The organism is Methanobrevibacter sp. (assembly GCF_015062985.1).
GTDB lineage: Archaea > Methanobacteriota > Methanobacteria > Methanobacteriales > Methanobacteriaceae > Methanocatella.
The window spans coordinates 45632-67762 of record NZ_SUTI01000002.1; the positions used below are offsets into that span (position 1 = coordinate 45632).

The 22131-nt window shown below is 36.1% G+C and carries 17 protein-coding genes and 1 tRNA gene; 7 read left to right on the top strand and 11 right to left on the bottom strand.

Going from position 1 to position 22131, the window contains the following annotated elements; translation table 11 throughout:
* Positions 1-275: 275 nt before the first annotated feature.
* From cysS to aroA, 7 genes are all read right to left on the bottom strand, one after another.
* Positions 276-1625 carry a cysteine--tRNA ligase gene (gene cysS, locus E7Z77_RS01150; protein ID WP_292749268.1) on the bottom strand — a complete coding sequence of 450 codons (1350 nt, stop codon included), beginning with the start codon at positions 1623-1625 and terminating at the stop codon, positions 276-278.
* Positions 1626-1656: 31 nt separating this feature from the next.
* Positions 1657-1728, bottom strand: a tRNA-Cys gene (locus tag E7Z77_RS01155).
* A gap of 73 nt (positions 1729-1801) precedes the next feature.
* Complete coding sequence (locus E7Z77_RS01160; protein WP_292749271.1) at positions 1802-2176, bottom strand: transcriptional regulator; 375 nt, start codon at positions 2174-2176, stop codon at positions 1802-1804.
* Position 2177: 1 nt separating this feature from the next.
* Positions 2178-2891, bottom strand: coding sequence for a serine O-acetyltransferase (cysE, locus tag E7Z77_RS01165; protein ID WP_292749273.1), 714 nt, complete (start codon positions 2889-2891; stop codon positions 2178-2180).
* A 61-nt stretch (positions 2892-2952) separates the two neighbouring features.
* Positions 2953-3900: a cysteine synthase A gene (gene cysK, locus E7Z77_RS01170; protein WP_292749276.1), complete on the bottom strand. Its 948-nt coding sequence runs from the start codon at positions 3898-3900 to the stop codon at positions 2953-2955.
* 128 nt (positions 3901-4028) lie between these two features.
* Positions 4029-4661 carry an endonuclease III gene (nth, locus tag E7Z77_RS01175; protein ID WP_292749277.1) on the bottom strand — a complete coding sequence of 211 codons (633 nt, stop codon included), beginning with the start codon at positions 4659-4661 and terminating at the stop codon, positions 4029-4031.
* Positions 4658-5974 carry a 3-phosphoshikimate 1-carboxyvinyltransferase gene (gene aroA / locus E7Z77_RS01180; protein WP_292749279.1) on the bottom strand — a complete coding sequence of 439 codons (1317 nt, stop codon included), beginning with the start codon at positions 5972-5974 and terminating at the stop codon, positions 4658-4660. Before aroA ends, nth begins: the two co-directional genes overlap by 4 nt.
* A gap of 217 nt (positions 5975-6191) precedes the next feature.
* Here aroA and E7Z77_RS01185 point away from each other — a divergent pair, with 217 nt between their 5' ends.
* Positions 6192-7154, top strand: a complete 963-nt coding sequence (locus E7Z77_RS01185; protein WP_292749281.1) for a hypothetical protein — start codon at positions 6192-6194, stop codon at positions 7152-7154.
* A gap of 282 nt (positions 7155-7436) precedes the next feature.
* On the opposite strand, the gene E7Z77_RS01190 is transcribed toward E7Z77_RS01185, so the two are convergent.
* Positions 7437-8237 (bottom strand): alpha/beta hydrolase, encoded by an 801-nt coding sequence (locus E7Z77_RS01190; RefSeq protein ID WP_292749282.1) that lies wholly within the window; start codon positions 8235-8237, stop codon positions 7437-7439.
* Between the two features lie 215 nt (positions 8238-8452).
* Between E7Z77_RS01190 and E7Z77_RS01195 the strand changes: the two genes are divergently transcribed.
* Complete coding sequence (locus tag E7Z77_RS01195; protein ID WP_292749283.1) at positions 8453-12427, top strand: C1 family peptidase; 3975 nt, start codon at positions 8453-8455, stop codon at positions 12425-12427.
* Positions 12428-12712: 285 nt separating this feature from the next.
* The gene (locus E7Z77_RS01200) at positions 12713-13594 is read left to right on the top strand and encodes an acyltransferase (RefSeq protein WP_292749285.1); all 882 of its coding nucleotides are present in this window, start codon (positions 12713-12715) and stop codon (positions 13592-13594) included.
* A gap of 37 nt (positions 13595-13631) precedes the next feature.
* Here the strand turns inward: E7Z77_RS01200 and E7Z77_RS01205 are convergent, their stop codons facing one another.
* Together E7Z77_RS01205 and E7Z77_RS01210 are read right to left on the bottom strand one after the other, a co-directional pair.
* Positions 13632-14495 carry an alpha/beta hydrolase gene (locus E7Z77_RS01205; protein WP_292749287.1) on the bottom strand — a complete coding sequence of 288 codons (864 nt, stop codon included), beginning with the start codon at positions 14493-14495 and terminating at the stop codon, positions 13632-13634.
* A 159-nt stretch (positions 14496-14654) separates the two neighbouring features.
* The gene (locus tag E7Z77_RS01210) at positions 14655-15059 is read right to left on the bottom strand and encodes a hypothetical protein (RefSeq protein ID WP_292749289.1); all 405 of its coding nucleotides are present in this window, start codon (positions 15057-15059) and stop codon (positions 14655-14657) included.
* A 323-nt stretch (positions 15060-15382) separates the two neighbouring features.
* Here E7Z77_RS01210 and E7Z77_RS01215 point away from each other — a divergent pair, with 323 nt between their 5' ends.
* Both E7Z77_RS01215 and E7Z77_RS01220 read left to right on the top strand, forming a co-directional pair.
* Positions 15383-15946, top strand: coding sequence for a sugar O-acetyltransferase (locus tag E7Z77_RS01215; RefSeq protein WP_292749291.1), 564 nt, complete (start codon positions 15383-15385; stop codon positions 15944-15946).
* A gap of 42 nt (positions 15947-15988) precedes the next feature.
* The gene (locus tag E7Z77_RS01220) at positions 15989-17173 is read left to right on the top strand and encodes a hypothetical protein (protein ID WP_292749293.1); all 1185 of its coding nucleotides are present in this window, start codon (positions 15989-15991) and stop codon (positions 17171-17173) included.
* A 59-nt stretch (positions 17174-17232) separates the two neighbouring features.
* On the opposite strand, the gene E7Z77_RS01225 is transcribed toward E7Z77_RS01220, so the two are convergent.
* Positions 17233-19947 (bottom strand): valine--tRNA ligase, encoded by a 2715-nt coding sequence (locus E7Z77_RS01225; RefSeq protein ID WP_292749295.1) that lies wholly within the window; start codon positions 19945-19947, stop codon positions 17233-17235.
* Positions 19948-20090: 143 nt separating this feature from the next.
* Between E7Z77_RS01225 and E7Z77_RS01230 the strand changes: the two genes are divergently transcribed.
* The gene (locus E7Z77_RS01230; RefSeq protein ID WP_292749297.1) at positions 20091-20447 is read left to right on the top strand and encodes a hypothetical protein; all 357 of its coding nucleotides are present in this window, start codon (positions 20091-20093) and stop codon (positions 20445-20447) included.
* 21 nt (positions 20448-20468) lie between these two features.
* Complete coding sequence (gene pheT, locus E7Z77_RS01235) at positions 20469-22127, top strand: phenylalanine--tRNA ligase subunit beta (protein WP_292749299.1); 1659 nt, start codon at positions 20469-20471, stop codon at positions 22125-22127.
* Positions 22128-22131: the final 4 nt, after the last annotated feature.

The window sequence follows — 22131 nt, forward strand, 5'->3', positions numbered from 1 at the left end:
AAAGTAAAATTTATTTAACAATATCTAAACTAATATTTAAATAACTTTCTATTTTATAAAATAGAGGTTCTTTCTTTTCTTACTAAACTTATCCAACCTTATTACTCGAAATCTTAATCAAATTTATTTAGTATAAATAATCATCTAATTAATAATATGCCAAAGTATTAAACTATCCTCTATTGAAAAACACACAAATATCAAAAACACAAAGCAAAATTTAAAATTCAAAAATTAAAAAGAAAGTAAAAAAAAAAGAAAAGAGGGAAATCTCCCTAATCATTAATTTCGTAACCTAAAGCTTGCAGGTTATCTCGAATCTTATCTGACAAATCATACTGTTTGTTAGCTCTAAGTTCAGATCTTACTTCAGAAATCAAGTCAAGTAAATCATCAGAACCTGCATTGACCTCTTCAACTTCAAAGCTAACGCCGAATATATGAGCAGCATCATCAAGGAATGCTTTAATAGCTATCTTATCTTCAGCACTTAAATTATCCAATTCATTTTTGGAATCATTAATTAATCCAAAAATAGCTGCAATAGCCTTTGGAGTGTTGAAGTCATCATCCATACTGTCAAAGAATTCCTTCTTCCATTTATCCAACACTTCATAGTCAGATTCAAATTCTTCTGTAACTTCAACATCTAAAAGTTCATAGTACTTTCTGATTCTGTCTAAACTTTTAGCGGACTGGTGAAGTGAATCCTTGGAAAAGTCAATCGGACTTCTGTAGTGGGTTGACAAAACAAAGAACCTGAAAGTTTCTGCCTCATAATCCTTAAGCAAATCACGGATTGTGATAAAGTTATTTAAGGATTTTGACATTTTCTCTCCATTAACGTTTAAAAATCCAGTGTGCAACCAGAATTTTACCATTGGAGCCTTTCCACTTACAGCTTCCATTTGAGTGATTTCCGCTTCGTGGTGTGGGAAAATCAAATCAAGACCTCCTCCGTGAGCGTCATATTGCGGGCCGAAGTAGTATTCTGTAATTGCAGTATCCTCAATGTGCCAGCCAGGTCTTCCGTCTCCCCATGGGGATGGCCATGTTGGTTCATCAACGCCTTCACGTTTTTTCCATAAGGCAAAGTCCTGCGGATTTTTCTTGGTTGTATCAGCCAAATCCCTATGAGATTCCAGTTCTTCAACATTTCTGTTGGACAATTTACCGAATTCAGGGAATTTATCTATTTCAAAGTAAACCCCATCCTCGGTTTCATAAGCAAAACCCTTATCAATCAATCTTTGAATCTGGTCTAAAATTTCATCAACATGATCAGTTGCTCTTGCAAATAAGTTAACTCCATTAACATTTAATTTATTCATGTCTTCAATATATCTTTTCTCAAACTTGCGAGCTAACTCTCCTGCAGGAATTCCACTCTCTTTTGATCGGTTAATAATCTTGTCATCAATGTCAGTGATATTTTGGATATAAAATACAGCATATCCCTTGAATTCCAAATATCTTTTTATTGTATCAAAAGAGATGTAAGTCCTTCCATGTCCAATATGAGCATCATCATAAACAGTTGGACCGCAAACAAATAAGTTAACTCTATTTTTATTAATAGTCACAAAATTCTCTTTACTGCGAGTTAAAGTTGAATAGACGTCCATAAAAATAACCTCAGAAAAATAGTAATTTAAAAGGCAAGTGAGGGATTTGAACCCCCGTATTATGGTCTGCAGCCACACACCTAAGCCACTCGGTAAACTTGCCACTTAATATTAAAGTATAATAAAATATTGGTTATTGATAGTTTAAATACTTTACTATTATTTCCAATATTTCATTAATTTGCTTCAGAACCTAAACAAGATTGACAATCATCACCAAGTTCAGACTTATCAATGTTGAGTTGTTCCAGCACATCAGATATCTCCACATTATGGCAAATCTTGCATGTTCTTGAAATTAAATCCGCCTTGGTTGCTTTACCATCGGACAACTCACGGGCAAATTCTTTAATTCCTTCTCGAACATCATCGTCAAGCTTAATGCCGCTACCACGTTTATCGGTAATGTACTGGGATACGGCTGGTTGAGTGATATCCATAAGTTCAGAAACATCTTTCTGCTTCATACCTAGATTTAAAAGTTCTTTAGCCAATTCAGACCTAATAGCTGGTATTACATACCATACAACGATTTCACAAGGGGGTTTCATTTTAATCACTATTCTCTTTAAATAAGTCTCCAAATTCGATTTTATCATTGGATTTTTCATCTGTCAAGCAAATTCCATTCTTATCCAGTAAAATTTGAATAAGCTTCTCATTTTCTTCAATTTGCTTTTCTAATGATCTTATTGCTGCTGCAACAGGGTCCGGCAATTTATTATGTTCCAAATCAACAACATGACTAGTGTTTCTACATTTGACTATTCTGCCAGGAACACCGACACAGGTTGATTCCGGAGGAACATCTTTAAGAACTACAGCACCTGTACCAATTTTGGCGTATTCCCCGATAGTAATGTTACCCATCACTTTTGCACCAGCACCAATGATAACACCATTTTCAATAGTTGGGTGCCTTTTACCCTTACTGGTTGTAGTACCACCAAGCACAACACCCTGATAAATCAATACATCATCCCCGACAATAGTTGTTTCACCAACAACAATTCCCATTCCGTGATCTATAAAAACTCTCTTACCAAACTGTGCACCAGGGTGGATTTCAATACCTGTGAGAAAACGAGAGATAGTTGATAAAATACGAGCTAACAATTTTAAAGAATGATTCCAAAACCAGTGACTGATTCTATGGAAAACCAATGCATAAAACCCCGGATAGCAAAGGAATATCTCAATAGATGAACGCATCGCAGGGTCTTTTTCTTTAAAAGTGTTAATCTCACTTTTCAAACTATCAAACATTTAAAATCTCCAAGGTTACTATACATTAATATAATATAACATATAGTATAAATAGTTTATCTTAATCAAATAACCATTCTACGGAGAGATATCTTTCACCATTATCAGGTAAGATAGCAATTATTCTTTTACCTTTGTTTTCTTCTTTTTTAGCAAATTCTAATGCTGCCCAAGTTGCTGCTCCTGATGAAATGCCTGAAAAGATACCTTCTTTTTTAGCAAGTGCGATTAAAGTCTTTCCAGCATCCTCATTTTCTACCGGAACAATTTCATCGATTACACTATCATCATATATTGACGGAACAAAACCTGCACCAATACCTTGGATTTTATGAGGTCCTTTTTCACCTTTACCTAAAGTCTGGGAGTCTTTTGGCTCTACCGCCACAATTTTAACACCTGGAACTTCCTCTTTTAGGACTTTACCTATTCCGGTAATAGTTCCCCCTGTTCCGACACCTGCAATAACAATGTCAACATTGCCTTCAGTGTCTCTTAAAATTTCCTGAGCAGTGGTTTTGGCATGAATCTCCACATTGGCAGGGTTATCAAACTGACCTAAAATAATGGATCCTGGAGTTTCTTCATTAAGCTCTTTGGCTTTTGCAATAGCTCCGCCCATTCCGTTAGCTCCCGGAGTCAATACCAATTCCGCACCAAGAACACTTAAGAACTTTCTTCTTTCAATAGACATGGTGTCAGGCATGGTTAAAATTAATTTATAACCTTTAGCGGCAGCCGCAAATGCAAGACCGATTCCTGTGTTTCCACTTGTTGGTTCAATGATGGTTGCGCCCGGCTTTAACAAACCCTTTTCTTCCGCATCTTCAATCATTGCTACTGCAACACGGTCTTTTACACTGCCAGTAGGATTGAATGATTCTATTTTTACATCAACTTCAGCTTCTAGTCCTTCTGTTAAATTATTTAATCTTACAATCGGAGTATTTCCTATAGCATCTGTAATGCTGTCCAATACCCCTCTTTTTAATTCTGGTATATTTGCCATATTTTTATCTCCTAAATTATATTTCTATTTTGATATTAAAAATTATTTTTAAAGTTATAACATGTGTTATTATAACTATTGTTATATAACAATGTTTTAGCTTATAAATGTTTTGGTATAACTAAAAATTAAACATTACCCCTAAAATAGTCGCAAATCTCAGTGCATGGACAAATTTCACATTGAGGAGAAATCGGTTTGCAGATATTCTGACCGAATTGAACCATCAAATCATTTAATTTAATCCATAACTCCTCTGGAGCGATTTTGCACAATTCAACCTCAGTATCTTCAGGGTCTTTGGTATCAACCAAACCCAACCTATTTGAAATCCTGTGCACATGAGTATCAACCGGAATTGCCGGAAGCTCAAAAGCAAAAACCATTACGCAATTGGCAGTCTTACGACCAACACCCGGAAGCTTGACAAGCTCTTCAACAGTATCCGGAACTTCACCACCATATTGGTCTATTAAAATCTGTGAAACTTCCTGAATCCTGGCCGCCTTGACATTATAAAAGCCTGCAGGCTTAATCAGTTCCTTTACATCATCAATCGGAGCATCAACAACTTCATATATGTCCTTATATTTGGCAAATAGATTATCAGTGGCCTGGTCAGTATTTTCATCACGAGTCCTTTGAGATAAAATTGTTCTAACCAGTACCTTGTATGGATCATGGTCGAGAAATGTCCTTATCTCAAAAGTGTTTTCCAGCTGATTTATCAATTCAATGACTCTTTCTTCCTTATCCATCATACCAACTCCAATTCAAATCCAAGTTCTGCCATAGCTTCAATGAAATTCGGGAACGATACGTCAAAGACCTCCCCATTTGTTATTTCAATATCATGTTTTAGGCCAATCAGTGAAAATGCCATTGCAAGTCTGTGGTCTCCATGAGAATCAACAACGCCTGATGTGACACCACCAGTTATGCTCATTCCGTCTTCCCTTTCAGTCAGCTTGCATCCTAATTTTTCAAGTTCACGACAGGTTGTATCAATCCTGTCAGTTTCCTTTACCCTTGCATGGGCGACTCCTGAAATATTTGTTGTTCCTTCAGCCATTGCGGCCAAAACCGCAACAGTAATCAGTAAATCAGGAGCGTTGGATAAATCAACATCAATAGCTGTAAGTTTACCTTCCGAAGCAATCTCAACATAATCTTCACCCCTGACAATAGTCGCTCCCATTTTCTGGAGTATATCCAGAATAAATTTGTCACCCTGCTTTGAATCTCTGAATAAATTTTTAATTTTGGCTTTACCGCCATTAATGGCTATCAGTGCCAGCAGATAAGATGCTGATGAATAATCCCCTTCAACAGTATAATCACAAGCAATATAATCCTGTTTTTTCACTTTAAACTCATCAATTCTGCAACTTTGATGTTCCTGATTGCAGGTTTCATGCTTCAAATAATATCCTTTTAAAACCTTGACTCCGAATTTCCTCATAATGTCCAAGGTCATGTTAACATAAGGTTTTGACTTGAATTCCGGCAATACATACAATGTAACGCCCCTTTCGGATAGAGGTGAAGACAACACAATTGATGAAATGAATTGTGAACTGACATTGCCGTAGATATTGGTTTCGCCACCAACATAACCCGGCCGGATTAATATCGGTGCCTTTTCATTGTCATTTAATGATTCCGTTTCAATGCCCAAAGGCTTTAAGGCATCCATCAATAAGCCCATAGGCCTGGTCTGCAATGATTCATCACCGGTTAAAATAACCTCATTATCGCTTAAAGCAGAAACTGATGTCATCAGTCTCAAGGTAGTTCCGGAATTAGCCAAATCAATCGGATTTTCACATGAATTATGGAGCTTTCCACCAGTTCCAATAACCTCCAGATAATCATCATCCCTATTGATTTGAGCACCTAAAGATTCACAAACCCTTATTGATGCCAAGGTATCCTCTGAATACAGCATGTCATATAATTTGGAAGTTCCCCTAGCTAAACTGGCTAAAATAATGGCTCTGTGCGAATAGCTTTTAGAAGGAGGTGCTTTTACCTCACCGCCTATGTCTGAAATATTTTTTACCTTAAGAATCATTTTATCCTACCGAAAAGATAATATTCTTATCGATATACCCTCAACTTTTTCTATAATGTTAATATATTTTGAATACTTAATTAATTTTTTGGAATTCACATTTTTGTGCAATTCAACCTGACTAGTTGAATTCCGGGCATTTCTGCATTAATTAGATAAACCTGTTACTACAAACATTTAATCAAAAAAAAATCAGATGTAAAAGAAGGCAAATGACATGAGGGAATGGCAAGTAGGCGACCCGGTTGGGGACGGAAATGATATTGGTGTTCCGGATATCCCCTATATGGATTATTTAAAAGATGATGACGAATCATCCCAAGAAGATATTGTTGATGATTTCAAATACAACATAAACAATGCACGGGACTTTTATAATATGAACAACTATGAAACTGCATTCCCTTTTCTTGATTCCTCTTTCAGGATTTATGGAAAGATGAATAATTTTGAAAAATCACAAGTAAGGAACAATCCATTTAATCAGAACTGGATTACTGAGCTATGCTGTAAGCTAATAAACAACCATGGCAAATATTATCAGGAAGCCACTCAATTTATCATAAACAACAGCTATTCAGTAAAAATATGCGAGGATTGCGATTGCGTATATCCTACTGATTATAATTGCTGCATCAAATGTGGAAATCCATTAACGGAACCTGCCCGCAAATCAGCAGATGAACTCGCAGAAGAACTCTCCAATTTTTTAAGCAATAAAATTTACGATGAATCTGAAATAGATAAATTAGTTTATAGATCAATATTATTAATGGAATCAAACGATTGCAGATTAGTTGAAATTAATGAAAGCACTTACGGTATTGATTTCATATTTGAAAAAGAACACAAATACTTTAAAACAAGATATATCTGTGAGTATGTTCTGGGTTCTGCAAGAATCTTTGAAGATTTTGGAATAACACACAACCATGATAAATTGCTTATGAATGAATCATTCAAAAAATTAATTAAAGACACAGAAAACCAAACCGGATTTACATTTAAAGAATGTGATGGAGGCTACGGAGCGCAATTAGACGCCAACAGATTTGATTTCATATTTAATGATGAAATATCTGTTATTGCTCGTTTTGATATGGGCGATGGTAAGACTGCAGTATATGACATTGATTTGGATAATATGGAATTAAGCAAAGATTATAGGGCGTATGGCTAAAATGGAAAAAGCATTGCCCCCATGTTGTAAAGTTTAAAAGAAAAAAATAAAGAAGCACAGATTTGCACGTTCTGTGCTATTTCACTTAAAGAACGGGACACAGAATACCGTTTTCGAAAGAACTGCGATATAAAGTTTTTAGAAGAGAGGATGCTTTGAGTAATATGTGGGGCTCATCGAAATCAAAAATATTTAGAAATTGACAATACGCCCCAATGTCCAAGTGAAGTTCAAAATTGCTTTTTTTGTTTTAAATCAAATAGCTGAGATTTTTTAACTCGATCAATCATTTAAGAAGTCTCTGACAATATTTTGAAATTCATCAGGCTTCTCTATAACTGCCAGATGTCCCGCATCTTTAATCAATTCAAATTTAGCATCTTTTATCCCATCAGCCACTTCACGGCCCAATTCCGGCGGATTAATGCCATCATATTCCGCGCCTATAACCAATGTGGAACAGGCCACATTATCATAATCTTTTGAATTGTCAAAGTTGGCAAGGGATGCATCTTCTGCAGCCTTTTCCTCTTCACTTAATTCCTGACCATCCCCTTTTAGCAATCCCTCAACATCCAGTTCACCACTGACTATCTTTTCAAATGATTGAGGGGCAACGCTGGCTTTTAATATAACTCCCATCATTTCCTCCTGTGTTACCTGGGTTATGTCAAGATTTGCCTCCTTTAGAATCCTTGCAACTGATGAAGTTTTGCCATTCGGCTTTGTGCAGACCAAAATAAGATTGTTAATATCATCACATTTAACTTCAGCCGCCCTAAGGGCAATGTATGAGCCCATGGAATATCCGAGAATGTCAGCCTTTTCCAGATTCAGTTCCTGAATGATTCCATGTATATCAATTGCATGATCGTCAAGAGTATAATTTTCAGGACGTGTTGATTCACCATGCCCTCTTGTATCAACTGTAATTACACGATACTCATCTTTAAACATGTCTCTTATTGGATACATTGTTGATTTATCTCCGGTCAGCCCATGAATCAATAATAATGAATTTTCACCATGTTCTGTATCATCCACGCAAATTTCAATATCATTAATGCTTAAAAATTTTTTCATGTTAAATACCTCATTTTTGTTATTAATAATTATATTTAAGTTAATTGTATATTAAGATATTCAATGAAAGTTAATCAGAGCAACGATTTATCTCCTTTTAATATCAAGACTAATATGTACTGATGATGATTAATCTTCCCTATGTAAAAAATGATATACTTTAATAATAATTAAAAAAAGAATTATTATTGTTATAGAAATTGGAGGAAAAAGTTTTGAACAAGAAAATATTTGCAATTACTGTACTGCTATTTTTAATAATAGGTATCAGTGCAGTGCATGCTGAAGAAATTAATCAGACAGAAGATAATTTGGAAATTTCTGATTCGGATATCCTCTCTGCCGGCACAGTCAAATCATATACCGGTCTGTTAAATGATATTTCAAAATCACCCGAAACAGGGTTCAACGTCCAATCAGACTATAAATTCAACCCTACTAAGGATGAAAATTTAAAGAATGGAATATCTTTAACCGTTGAGGACAATTCGGAATATATAATCGAAGGACACAATCATGTAATCAATGCAAACAATCAGGCAGGCATTTTTAAATTTACCAACGGGACTGTCTATATCAACAACCTTAAACTGATTAACGCTGACCGCTCTTCAATAATTTTAAACAACTGCATATTATACACAAAGAATGTGACATTTGAAAACAATTATGATTCAGAAGGAGGTGCTGCAGTATATTCATACGGCAGCAATTACTACAGCACAAAAGACAAATTCATCAACAATGACGCTAAAATGGGAGCATCAATATTTGGCCAAAACAGTATAGTTGAAATTGACCGTTCCACATTTGTCAATGCTAAAGAACTCCAATGGGGTTTAATTTATACAAAAAATTCCATTACAACAGTGAAAAATACCGTTTTTGCAAACATGACCTCAAAATATGCCACTGCAATATTCTGTCAAGAAAACAAACTTAACGTTTTAAACTCCAGATTCATTAATCTATTTGCAAAAAACACCGCAGGAGCTATCGGAGTTAAAAGCACTCTTTCAGTAAATATTGATGGCTGCAGATTCGTTAATGTTTCCTCAGGTAAAAACGGAGGTGCAGTTTATGCCGACATTAACGAGGATAACGTTAATTATAAATATGGCGTGACTGTGAAAAATTCCCTGTTTGAAAAATGCTCTTCCGAATTTGGCGGAGCATACGTTCAGTTAGGAGGACAGTTAAAAATTATTGATACTAATTTTAAAAAGAATGTGGCCGAATATTCCGGAGGAGCCATATACCTTTCAAATACAACCGCAACAATCAGCAATGCAGAACTTAACAGAAATAAGGCAAATCAATTTTATGGAGGGGCAGCATACATTGATGACAGTAAAGTCATAATTGCTTCCTGTGATGTTCTCAACAATATTGTAGGAACCGAAGGAAGCGGAGTTTACCTCTATTCCAGTCAATATGAAATCAAAAACTCAAATTTTGCAAAGAACAATTATAATGTTATTGTGAGTTATTTTGACAGAAAGGGATCATCCTTAAAAAATAATGAAATGAACGGAGGAAAAACATTATTAAATCAGGTTGAATACACCTCAGTAGTTGACTATGCCGGTGAAAAAATCATTTTAGACCCTGTAAAAGTTAAAGAAACTGCAAAAAGTTCCAAATTTGATTTGCGTAAATATAATTTGGCCGGAGTTGTAAAAGATCAGGGCTTCGACGGATCATGCTGGGCATTTGCCGCAACCGGAGCACTTGAATCCGCATTCCTAAAAGCAACAGGAATCCTGCTGGATATCTCAGAAAACAACATTCAGAATTCAGCATTACACTATGGAACCTTCGGTACTGACAGTATTTTCGAATCAGGATATTCAACTTCTGCAATGGGCCTTTTCCTGGCCTGGTTAGGAACCCTGCCTGTAAATTATGACACTTATGATGAGCTTGGTAAAATAACATTAACCGCTTTCGCAGAGGATTCCTATCACATCCAGGATACCATCATAATACCTGAACGTGCAAATGCTCTTGACAATGCAAAATTAAAAGATGCGCTGATAAAATATGGCGGACTGACTGTTCATCTCTATGGAGCATCAGCGAATAATGAGTATTATAATGAGAACACACATGCACAATATTATAACGGCAAAAGTCCAGGAAACCACTTTGTTACATTAGTGGGCTGGGATGACAATTATTCTAAAAAGAATTTCATCATAACTCCTAAGGGAAACGGTGCATGGATTTGTAAAAACAGCTGGGGAAGCGAATGGGGTGAAGACGGATACTTCTATGTATCCTACTACGATACCACTTTTGCGATGAAAACCACCTCCGTGGGTTATATAATCAACAACACCGAATCATATGAGAGAGCATATCAATATGACATTGGCAGAATGACACGCTACTATGCGGAAAAAACTGGCGATGATATCCGCTTCGTCAATACCTATACTGCAATTGACAACGAAATTATATCAGCCATAGGAACCTACTTTGAAAAAGCCAATGAAAAATACAAGATAACTATTTATGTTGACGGAAAAACAGTTTACAGCCAAAGCGGAAAATCCACACATGGAGGATTTTCAACAATCGACCTGAACAAGCAGATTGCGGTTAACCAAGACCATGAATTTTCAGTGGAAATAAAAGCAAAGGCCATGCCATTACTTGAAGACACCAGAATTCATTTCGAAAAAGAAAAAAGTGTTGCCTACTATATCGACGGCGGCTATGAAGATTTGGGACCTTCAGGCATCACAGCATGTATTAAGGCATACACCTTTACAAACCCAAATCCTGGAAAAACAAAAGCACACTATAATACAAAAAACAACAAAGTGACCGTCAAATCAAATGCCAACGGAAAAATAATTTCAATTGTCAAGGACAATAAAATACTTGGCAGTGCAACCGTAACTAATGGTGAAGCAATATTCGATTTGGATTTGGAACCCGGAACCTACAGCGTTGATACTCCATATGACGATGATGACGACATTCTGGAATGGTTTGAAATATTGGATTCCATTGAACTTGATGACTACATTACAATAGGATTTAATGTGCAAACCCCTATTGAAGCTGAATTCCTTGACATGTTTGAGGATGAATTATCCAACACTACCGTAATATATGAACTTGATGGAGAATCTTTCTCTGGAACTACTGACAACAAAGGAATCCTCTCCCTTGACCTGTCAGATTTATCCATCGGAGAGCATGCTCTATTTTTAGAAAATCCGGATACCCTTGAAGAAACATTCATCATAATTAACGTAGTTTCAAGATTTAGCGAAAATTCAGATGTGAACATGCGCCAAGGCGACGGGTCAAGCTTTAAAGTTCTCGTGCATGGGGATGACGGAAATCCAGTAGGTGCAGACGAGACCGTATCCATCAGACTGAATGGAAAAACTTATGATGTAAAAACAGACAGTGACGGCTATGCTGTTCTAACAATACCTGACAGCCTTAAGAGTGGAACTTACACATTAACCGCTACATATGCAGGCCAAATCATCAAAAACACTGTCAAAGTGACATCTGGCGTAAACCCCGCAAAAAGTACCGTTAAATCATATCCAGAAGGAAAAACCCCAGTTATCACTAAAAAAGTAACATCCAACTTCAACACCAAAACATACAATGCAAAAATTACCCTCAAACAGAGTGTAGATAAAAAACTTAAAACAGGAACCAATTTTAAATATAATGGTGCTTACCTTAAAAACGGTAAAATTATAGTAAAATCAAATGCAAACGGTGCAAAAATCTCCATTGTGAAAAACAATAAAGTGATTGCTACTGCAGTTGTAATAAACGGTGAAGCAATATTTGATTTGGACTTGGAACCTGGAACCTACAGCATCATTGTCCAATCTGAAGACAGTGAAAAAATCATAGAAAGCTTTGAAATAATAAGTGCTATTGACCTTGGTGATGCAATAATAACAGGAGAAGATGCTCAGACCACCCTTGAAATTGAATTTGTAGATGAGGACAGTTTCAAGCTATCAGACACAAACGTTACCTTCTATCTGGATGGTGAAAAATACACTGAACCTATTGAAAACGGAACAATATCTATTAACATGACTGATTTAACCGTTGGAAACCATACTTTTGTTGTGGAAAATCCGGTAAACTCACAAGAAAGCGCAACAACGATTGAGGTTGTCAGGGATTTGGTGGCAATTTAAAACCTAAACAATTGAAAGTTAAAAAAAATTAACTTTCATTATTTTCTTTATTTTTAACCATGCATCGCCCCAAAATGTTTTAAAAAAATATTCCCATAATCTCCAGTTCTTGAAAAATTATATATTGTCTTAAAAAATATATAATAGTAACAACCAAAAACGGAGAAAAAAATCAATGAGTAACAATAGAGTTGAATGGATTGATTTTGTACGTGCAATTGCAATCTTGACAGTTTTATACATTCATGCAACTGACGGCATTTTTATAATATCTCAGATGCAATAATGAATTATACAATTTATTCAAGAATATTTAATTTTGCTTCTCTTTTTATAGGACGTATCGGTGTTCCATTCTTTTTAATGATTACAGGTTACTTGTTATTGGACAGATCCTATGATGATGAGCGTGTCTGCAAGTTCTGGACTAAAAATTGTAAAGGATTAATCATCGTTACAGTGCTTTGGTCAATAATTTATGCGCTTAGTTTGCAGGTAATAACCCTTGAAAACAGCCAAGTTAATTTTGCTGAGGCAGGAAATCTTTTCTTTAGCCATATGTGGTATATGCCTATGATTATCGGAATGTACATTTCAATTCCATTTGTAGCAAGCGCATTGAAACACTTTGATACAGAAACCATCAACCAGGCAACAATCGTATTTTCATTGCTGGCATTCCTACTGCCATTCATAACAATTGTATTGGAAATGCACGGCATTCAAAACGTTAATATTCAGTACTGCCTCGGATTTAGTGGTGGGGTTTATGGAATTTACATAATTCTCGGATATCTGGTCAAGAAGGGCAGGTTTAAAAAATATAAATCAAGAAACCTCGGATTGCTTGCAGTAGTATCATTTATAATATGCGTATTATTCCAATACTATGCATTCATCAAAGGATACAATTTTGTCCTATGGTATGAATTCCCATTTGTTTTAATAGGATCTTTTACATTGTTTGAGTTATGCTCCAGAATAGAAAAAGTCAGGGCATTTTCATTAGTAAGCTTTTTATCAAAATACTCATTTGCAGTATTTTTAGTTCATAACCTATTTAGATTAGCGTTACTGCCTGTTGTTGTTGACCTACCATACTCAGAACCTGTAAAAGCAATAATTCTTTGGATTTTACTAATTATATTAAGCTACATCGCTGAGTAATTATCTATAGAATCCCAAAAATCGGAAGATATATACTTTATATGTAGTTCATTATCTCTTTTTTTACTTCTTTTAATGCCTGTCCTGCTTCAGGTGAAGGGAATAACGGGTAAATATGGAATAAACCTTCTCCGGTTATAAACTTAACATCAACGCCGTCATCGTTGAGATTATCAGCATATCTTTTAATGTCCTTGTAAAAAATCTCATTGGTGCCTGCAAAGATTATGGTTTTCGGAAGTCCCTTATTGTCTCCATATAGCGGACTTACCCTATAATCCTTTGTATCAAAATCTCCGGACCATAATTTTCCTATCTCTTTTAAACCAATCTCTCCCAGAATAGGATCATTTTCACTGTCATAGGGAGTATCAGACATTGAAATGTCAACCCATGGAGAAAAGGCTATTATCCTATCCGGCTGCGGCAAATTAATTTCTTTTAAATATTGGCAGAATGATAATGCAAATCCTCCTCCTGCCGAATCGCCCATTACAGTCAAATTAGTTCTGTTAATTAAACCTTCATAGATAGGCATTATCATCTCAAAAGTTTCACTCGCATTATGCAAAGGAGCGAGCGGGTAAACAGGCGCTAGTACGAATGCATTTAATTTTCGTGAAAGCAAAAAGCAATATAACAAATGTTGATAGTTTATTTCATTAATGTATGCTCCGCCATGTATGTATAAAATTGTGTTTTTGGCATTTTCATCTCCAAATGTGAACACCTGCATACCATTTAAACTGGTGCTTTTAAAAATAGCTTTTGGGATTTTAACTGGGGATTTTGATTTTTCCTTTATAAAATCATCTATTTCATCTTTTGAATCCATATACTTCGGTTTGGTATATTTCAATATTTTTTCTTCAATACGTGCAATAAATGATTTGTCCGCCATAGATATCACTGAAATTCAACTTTTCATAAAGCCATGTTATTCTTTTGTTCATTTTACAAATTAAATCTTCAGAAATCCTTGAGATAATGTATGATGAATGTGAAAAGGGAGTTTAAGCAGGATTTGAAATCCTGCTTAATATTAAGGTTAATGATCAATTTAATCTTTTTTTCTTAAAATAGTGTATCCTCCTAAAAGAGCAGATACACCGAGTAATGCTAAGATTGGATGACCAGTTGCAAACATTGCGTGAGGAACAGTTGTATTTCCAGCATTTTCTGCAATTTCTGGAACACTTTCATTTGCAGTATCATTGGTCACATTAACAGTTGTATTAGCAGTATCAACAGCATTATCTACATTATTTCCTGTTTCATTGTATTGACTGCCTGCCCAACCATCTTCATCTTGGTATTTGCTGCTTGCTAAAGCGCCATCATCCTGGTATTGGCTTTCACCCAGAGCAGCAAAATCATCACTCACATTTGTAGCGCAAACTGCAGATGCTGAACCAATAACACAGAATATTGCTATTAGTACGAAAAATTTTTTAATTAAATCCATAACTATAATCACCGTAATAATAATCAATTTAAACAAGCCGGTTTTAAAGAAACCAACTCCATTTACACAAATAATTATATGAAAAAGACCATATATAAAGTTTTTCGAATGCAAGCACTCACTTGCATCTTAAAATGATGAAAAAAGAATGAATAATTATTTATTTATAAAAATAATGCAAATAAACTTTTTATATTGCCCCTAAACGATTTAATGTTCTGATTCACTAACAGGAACTAAATGAAAAATTCAATTAAAATCAGAATTATGCAATAATAATCTGCAGGTAATGTTTTTTAATAAATCCAAATAAATAATTACCCATGAAAGAAATTGAAAAAATGCAGGCAGGACTTGAATATTGCTACGATGATGAAGATATATCAATGATGAAACTGCACGCCATTGAAAATGCAAACATATTTAATTCGCTTGCAGAAGATGATTTGGACAAACAGCATGAAGTGCTATCCGAGATTTTAGGTTCAGTAGGTGAAAAGGTCTGGATTGCAAAACGATTCTGCTTTGATAATGGAAAAAACATCCATATCGGAAACAATTTTACAGGAAACTTCAATCTGACAATCCTCGACATTAAAGAGGTATATATTGGAGATAATGTTATGATCGGTCCGAACACTACCATAACGGCAGTCGGTCACCCTTTATCCCCTAAAAAAAGACGCGAACATTTAGGGCAGGGAAGTGAAATCAGAATCGGAAATGATGTGTGGATAGGGGCCAACGTTACTATTTTGCCGGGAGTTACAATTGGTGATAATGTCGTTATCGGTGCCGGGGCCGTTGTTACAAAGGACATTCCAGATAATTCACTTGCAGTCGGCGTTCCAGCACGTGTAGTAAAAGAAATTGAAAATGACGTATAAATAACATAACAACAAATTATATATTAATTAGGTTGTGTTACTATGGATGCCGTTACCAAAGAAAAATTAAAACTAGCACAAAAATTCAAAAAAGAAAACAAAATTGATGAAGCAGAGGAAATCTACAGGGAATTTTGGGAAAAATCTCCAGAGGGATTTTCTGAATTTGACAAGACCACCTTCAGCTGGATTCTCTACAACAAATACATTAAAAATAATGAAGACCTTGATGAGATTCTTGAAAATGCAGAACTGATTACTGAAGTTAAAAAACAGCAAAACCAATCACAGGACAGTAAATACCCATGCCCTTATACATTGACCATCTTAAAGGTTCTCGAAAACTTAAATAAAAATAATGACTTTGAAGAGGTCGTGATGTGGGCTGAAAAAATCAATCCCGATTATCTAAGCGCAAAGGCAAGTGACTTCAATGGAAGGAAATATCCTTCAAACAAAGAAAAGTACTACAGCCAGCTGACAAAAGCCCTTTTGAAACTTGATGACATTGACAACTGTTATGAATTATCAAAAGAGGCTCTTGGATTGGAAGAGTTGACTGATGATACCTGGTTTAATTGGAGATTATCCAAATGTGCCAATGAACTAGGGGAATACGATGAAGCTATTGAATGCCTTGAAAAAATGATTGCAAAAAAGCCGGACTGGTATATGAAAGCTGAAATAGCCAACAGCTACTATTTCAAAGGGGACTTTGAAAATTCACTTAACTATGCCATCGACGCCGTTTTAACTCCAGCTCCAAGTGAAAGCAAAGTAAATGTTTATTCCCTGATTGCTGATTTGATTGAAGAGGAATATCCTGAAGAGGCGCTTAAACACAGATATCTGGAATACAGCATCAGACTCAACAAGGAATGGAAAATTGATGACCGGCTAGAAGAAGAAATAGAAAAGGCAAGCCTTGACACAGAAAATACCCAATACTGGAAAATCGAAAAGGAACTGAAGGGCTTTTGGAATGAACTGAAATACAAAAATCAGGAAGTTCAATATGGGATAATAAGCAGGATATTGCCTCATGGAAAAGCAGGTTTTATCCAAACTGAAGATGGGAAATCCTATTACTTTAAAAAATATGAATTCAAAGGATCTGAAGATGAATTCCATGAAAGGACAAGCGTCAGCTTTTATCTTGAAGAGGGATACGACAAGTCTAAAGATGAAATAAAAATGAATGCAGTAAACATTAACACCATAAACTGAATGTGAAAATCCAGATTAATAGCTTTTAAATTTAAAAAAAAAGAAAATTTGGGAAGTAATCATCTGATTACTTCAACAATCATATCTAAGTTTTCAGATTGCAGAATGTCCACTTTTTTACCGGATGCTCCGACAATCTCCTTTTTGATATTCAACATATCTTCAGGCACAACTATTTCGCCAATTGAAAGTTCATGGCTTTCTTCTAAAACAGAACCTATTTCTTCAATATCGGTTGATTTCAAGTAACCGATAATTTTACCGGCATCCTTTTTGAATGTCGGTCCTATCTGGGACATGTCCGGTTCAACTTCAATAATCTTTTCATGAACTTCAGGTTTTCCTTGGCTAATTGTTAAATCTTTAATCTTTAATGTGCCTTTGATATCATCGCCAAATTCATTGAAGACTTCAACCAATGAATCATCGGAAGTGTATACATTCACTTCAGCAAGTTCCGCATTCAATGGGATTTTTGAAGCTGATTTGAATCTTCTTACTTCATCGATTAACTCAACTGTGGTTTCTCCTTTAGCTTCCATGTCTTCACTGATAAGTTCCTCATGAACTTCAGGCCATAATGTTGTATGGATTGATTCGTCTGAGAAATACTGATAGACCTCTTCTGTGAAGAACGGTGCAATCGGAGCCAATAATTTAAGTGAAGTTTCAACGACTGTCCTTAAGGTGTATTTTGCAGCCTTTCTTGATTCGTCTGATACGTCTGTGTATAATCTGTATTTTACTGCTTCAATATATTCATCACAGAAATCATGCCAGAAGAACCTTTCAATAGATGTGATTGTTTCTGCAAAGTTGTAATCCTCAAAGGCTTTATCTACAGTGATATTCAGGTTGTTGAGTTTGGATAAGATCCATAAGTCAATAGGTCCGAGATTGTCCTTGACTTCTTCATAGGATACCTCTTCATCAAAAATCTGCATGCTTATGAATCTGAATGCGTTCCAGAATTTCCTCAGGAACCTGTATCCATGCTTGATGTCTTTCCAGTCAAATATTACATCAGATCCAGGCACACTGTTAGCTGCCCAAGTCCTTAGGGAATCTGCACCATACTGTTCGATGACCTCTTCAGGTCCCACAACGAATTCCGGCCTTGATTTGCTCATCTTGTTTCCGTCTTCACCGAATACCATACCGTTGATTACAATGTCGTCAAATGGCTTTTGACCTGTTAATGCCAAACATCTGAGGGTTGTGTAGAATGCCCATGTACGGATAATGTCGTGTCCTTGAGGACGGATGTTTGATGGGAAATGATTAACATAATCTTCATCAGGCCATCCTGCAATGGATAAAGGTGAAATAGATGAATCCATCCAGGTGTCCAGGACATCCACTTCAGGAATGAACTCTTCACATCCGCATTCACATGCATGTTTCGGTTTATCTACAGTTGGATCAATCGGCAAGTCTTCCACATCAGGCAGGATAACTTTTCCGCAGTCTTTACAGTACCATACCGGAATTGGGGTCGCAAATATTCTTTGTCTTGATATACACCAGTCCCATTCCATGGAATCAGCCCAGTTAACCATACGGGATTTCATGTGTTCAGGTACCCATTTCATCTCATCTGCTGCGGTTTTGGTCTTTTCGATTAAGTCGCTTACCGCTACAAACCACTGTTCCTTAAGAAGAATTTCAACAGGGGTCTTGCATCTCCAGCACTGACCGACATTCTGGTCAACCTCTTCCTGTTTTAAAAGGTAACCTTCACTGTCCAGGTCTTCAATGGTCTGTTTTTTACAGCTTTGCAGGTCCATGCCCTCATATCTTCCAGCTGCAGCTGTTAATGTACCTGCATCATCCATAACATCAATGACTTCCAAACCATATTTTTGAACCCAGCTTACGTCAGTCTTATCCCCGAAAGTACAAATCATTACCGCACCTGTACCGAATTCAGGGTCTACCTCTTCATCTGCAATTATTTTTACTTTTTGATGTGATAAAGGTACTTCAACATATTTTCCTAAAAGGTGAGTGTATCTTTCATCTTCAGGGTGAATAACAACTGCGACACATGCAGACATCAGTTCAGGACGGGTTGTTGCAATGAGGATTCCTTCGGTTTTCGGGTCGGCCTGCTTGCCGGATTCCTGTGAAGATGCGATATCGCCGTATGAGTCTTCAACAGCAGGAGGGAAGTTGACATAATTTAAAAAGGTTGTATTGTCTGAATATTCCACTTCTGCAAAGGCAATAGCTGTCTGACAACGAGGACACCAGTTTACAGGGTGTTTTCCCTGATAGATTAGTCCGTCTTCATACATTTTCAAAAATGAATATTGGGTTCTTCTCATGTACTCCGGATTCATTGTTACAAATTCGCGAGTCCAATCCTGTGAATAACCCATTGCCCTCATGTCCGCTTTCATGCTTGCAATGTTTTTGGTGGTCAAATCAATACAGTATTGTCTGAATTGTGCTCTTGAAACATCATTTTTCTTGATTCCATGAGTTTCTTCAACTTTTACTTCAGTTGGAAGACCATGGCAGTCCCATCCCTGTGGGAAGAGGACATCAAATCCTTTCTGTCTCCTGTATCTTGCGTTCATATCAATGTAAACCCAATTAAGAACATGGCCTAAATGAATTGCTCCTGTCGGGTATGGTGGGGGAGTGTCGATTACATATCTTGGACGGGATCCATCTCCAATGTATTTGTAGATGTTTTCATCTTCCCATTTTTTCTCCCATTCCTTCTCTTTTTTAAAGTCATAGTCTTTAGGAATCTCTTCGTTTGACATATATTTTCTCCTAATATAGTATAGATAAAAATAATATTATTAGATATGTATCTTATTATTTAAAAATATTAAGTAGATAGTTAACTATATTATATAAAAAAATTATATTATTAATATTATCAAATAAAAAAGGACTGTTAAATATGCACTTACTATGGTTTTATGTTGCTATTCTATTGGCTATAAGTGATGTATTGCACACCACCTTAATGTGGAAAGTCTTCAACAACTTTTACATATTGCTTGGAGGTTTAATTGACCAGACTACACATTCAACCTGGCAGACATGGGTAATACATGAGATAATGGAAGCCGCATTTCATTTTGTAATATTATCAATAGTGTTCCTATCCCCTACCGTGGGAATTCTAGCAGCCCTAATTCATTTTGTAATAGATGTAACCCATACAGTTTTCATACGTGATATGGGCGTATTAGAACATAGAGCTCTTCATTTTGTTGTTGAATCTCTATTTTTCATTATACTTTTTGGATTCTAAAATAATTAATGGAGTTATTAAATGCCAGTTATAACATTCAAATATCAAGATTTAAAAGATTTAGGAATAGATATGGAAAAAGATGAACTTATAGACACACTTCCAATGATGTCCAGCGATATCGAGGACTTTGACGATGAGGAAATCAAAGTAGAATTCTTCCCCAACAGACCTGACAACCTATCTGTTGAAGGGGTAGCCAGATCTTTTAAAGGGTTCATCGGTCAGGAAATCGGTTTTCCAGACTATAAAGTTGAAGAATCCGGAGAATATGTTACTGTTGACAAGGATGTGGCCAACATCAGACCATATATTGGCTTTGCAAAGATTGATAATGTTGATTTTACTGGCGATAAACTAAAATATGTTATGGATTTCCAAGAAAACCTCCACTGGGTAATCGGAAGGGACAGGAAAAAAGTGGCTATCGGTATACACAATGCAGATGTTGTTAACGGGCCGTTCAAATACATTGCAACACCAAAAGATGCAAATGCTTTTGTTCCTTTGGAAAAAGACGTGGAAATGACTCCAGATGAAATCCTTAAAGAACATGAAAAGGGTAAGGATTACGCCCACTTAATCGAGGACTTCGACAAGTACCCGTTAATTTTGGATTGTGACGACAACATATTATCCATGCCTCCAATCATTAACGGAGAGCTGACCAAACTTAAGGAAGATACCAAAAACATAATCGTTGACGTGACCGGTACCGATGAAAGGGCAGTCAACCAGGCATTAAATATTATTTGCTCATCATTTGCAGAAGTTGGAGGTCAAATCAAATCCATGGAAGTCAGATACGAGGACAAAACTATCAAGACTCCTGATTTAACTCCGCAGGAAATGAATGTTCATGTAGATACCGCAAATGAACTGATTGGAGGAACATCACTTACTGCAGAAGACATTAAAGGATTACTGTTAAAGGCACGTTTTGATGCTGAAATAATTGATGACAATGAAGTTAAAGCCATCATTCCGGCTTACAGAGTAGACATACTGCACGAAGTAGACATCGTTGAAAATATTGCTGTTCAGTACCACATCAATGATGTTGTTGCCGAATTGCCGGACATCAATACCGTGGCATATGAAAACAACTGGTTTAAAGCCGAAAGCACCATCCGCGAAGTAATGGTTGCACTTGGTTTTCAGGAAGTAATGAGCCTGATGCTTACAAACGAAGAGGCACATTACACCAAAATGAATCAGCCTGAAGAGCCTCATGTTCAGGTCGCAAGACCAATTACAATCGACAGGACCATGATCAGAACCAGTCTTATTAATTCTTTAATGGAATTTTTAGAAGACAACAAGCACGAAGACCTGCCTCAAAAGATATTTGAAATCGGAGACGTTTTATACTTGGATGAAACCAAAGAAAACAAAACCGTTGCTTCCAAAAAATTGGCGGCTTTAATCTGCCATTCAACTGCAAACTTCACTGAAATCAAGTCTGTCGTAAGCAGCGTCTTATCAAACTTAGGCTATTCAATGGAAATATCCGACAGCAAAAACAAGACTTTCATTGAAGGCCGCTGCGCCGATGTTGTCGGTGAAGCTCAAAACGGTACAGTTAATGGATTCTTCGGTGAAGTGTCACCTGAAGTGATTACAAACTTTACTTTGGAATATCCTGTAATTGCATTTGAAATCGAGTTTAATAATAATTAAACTC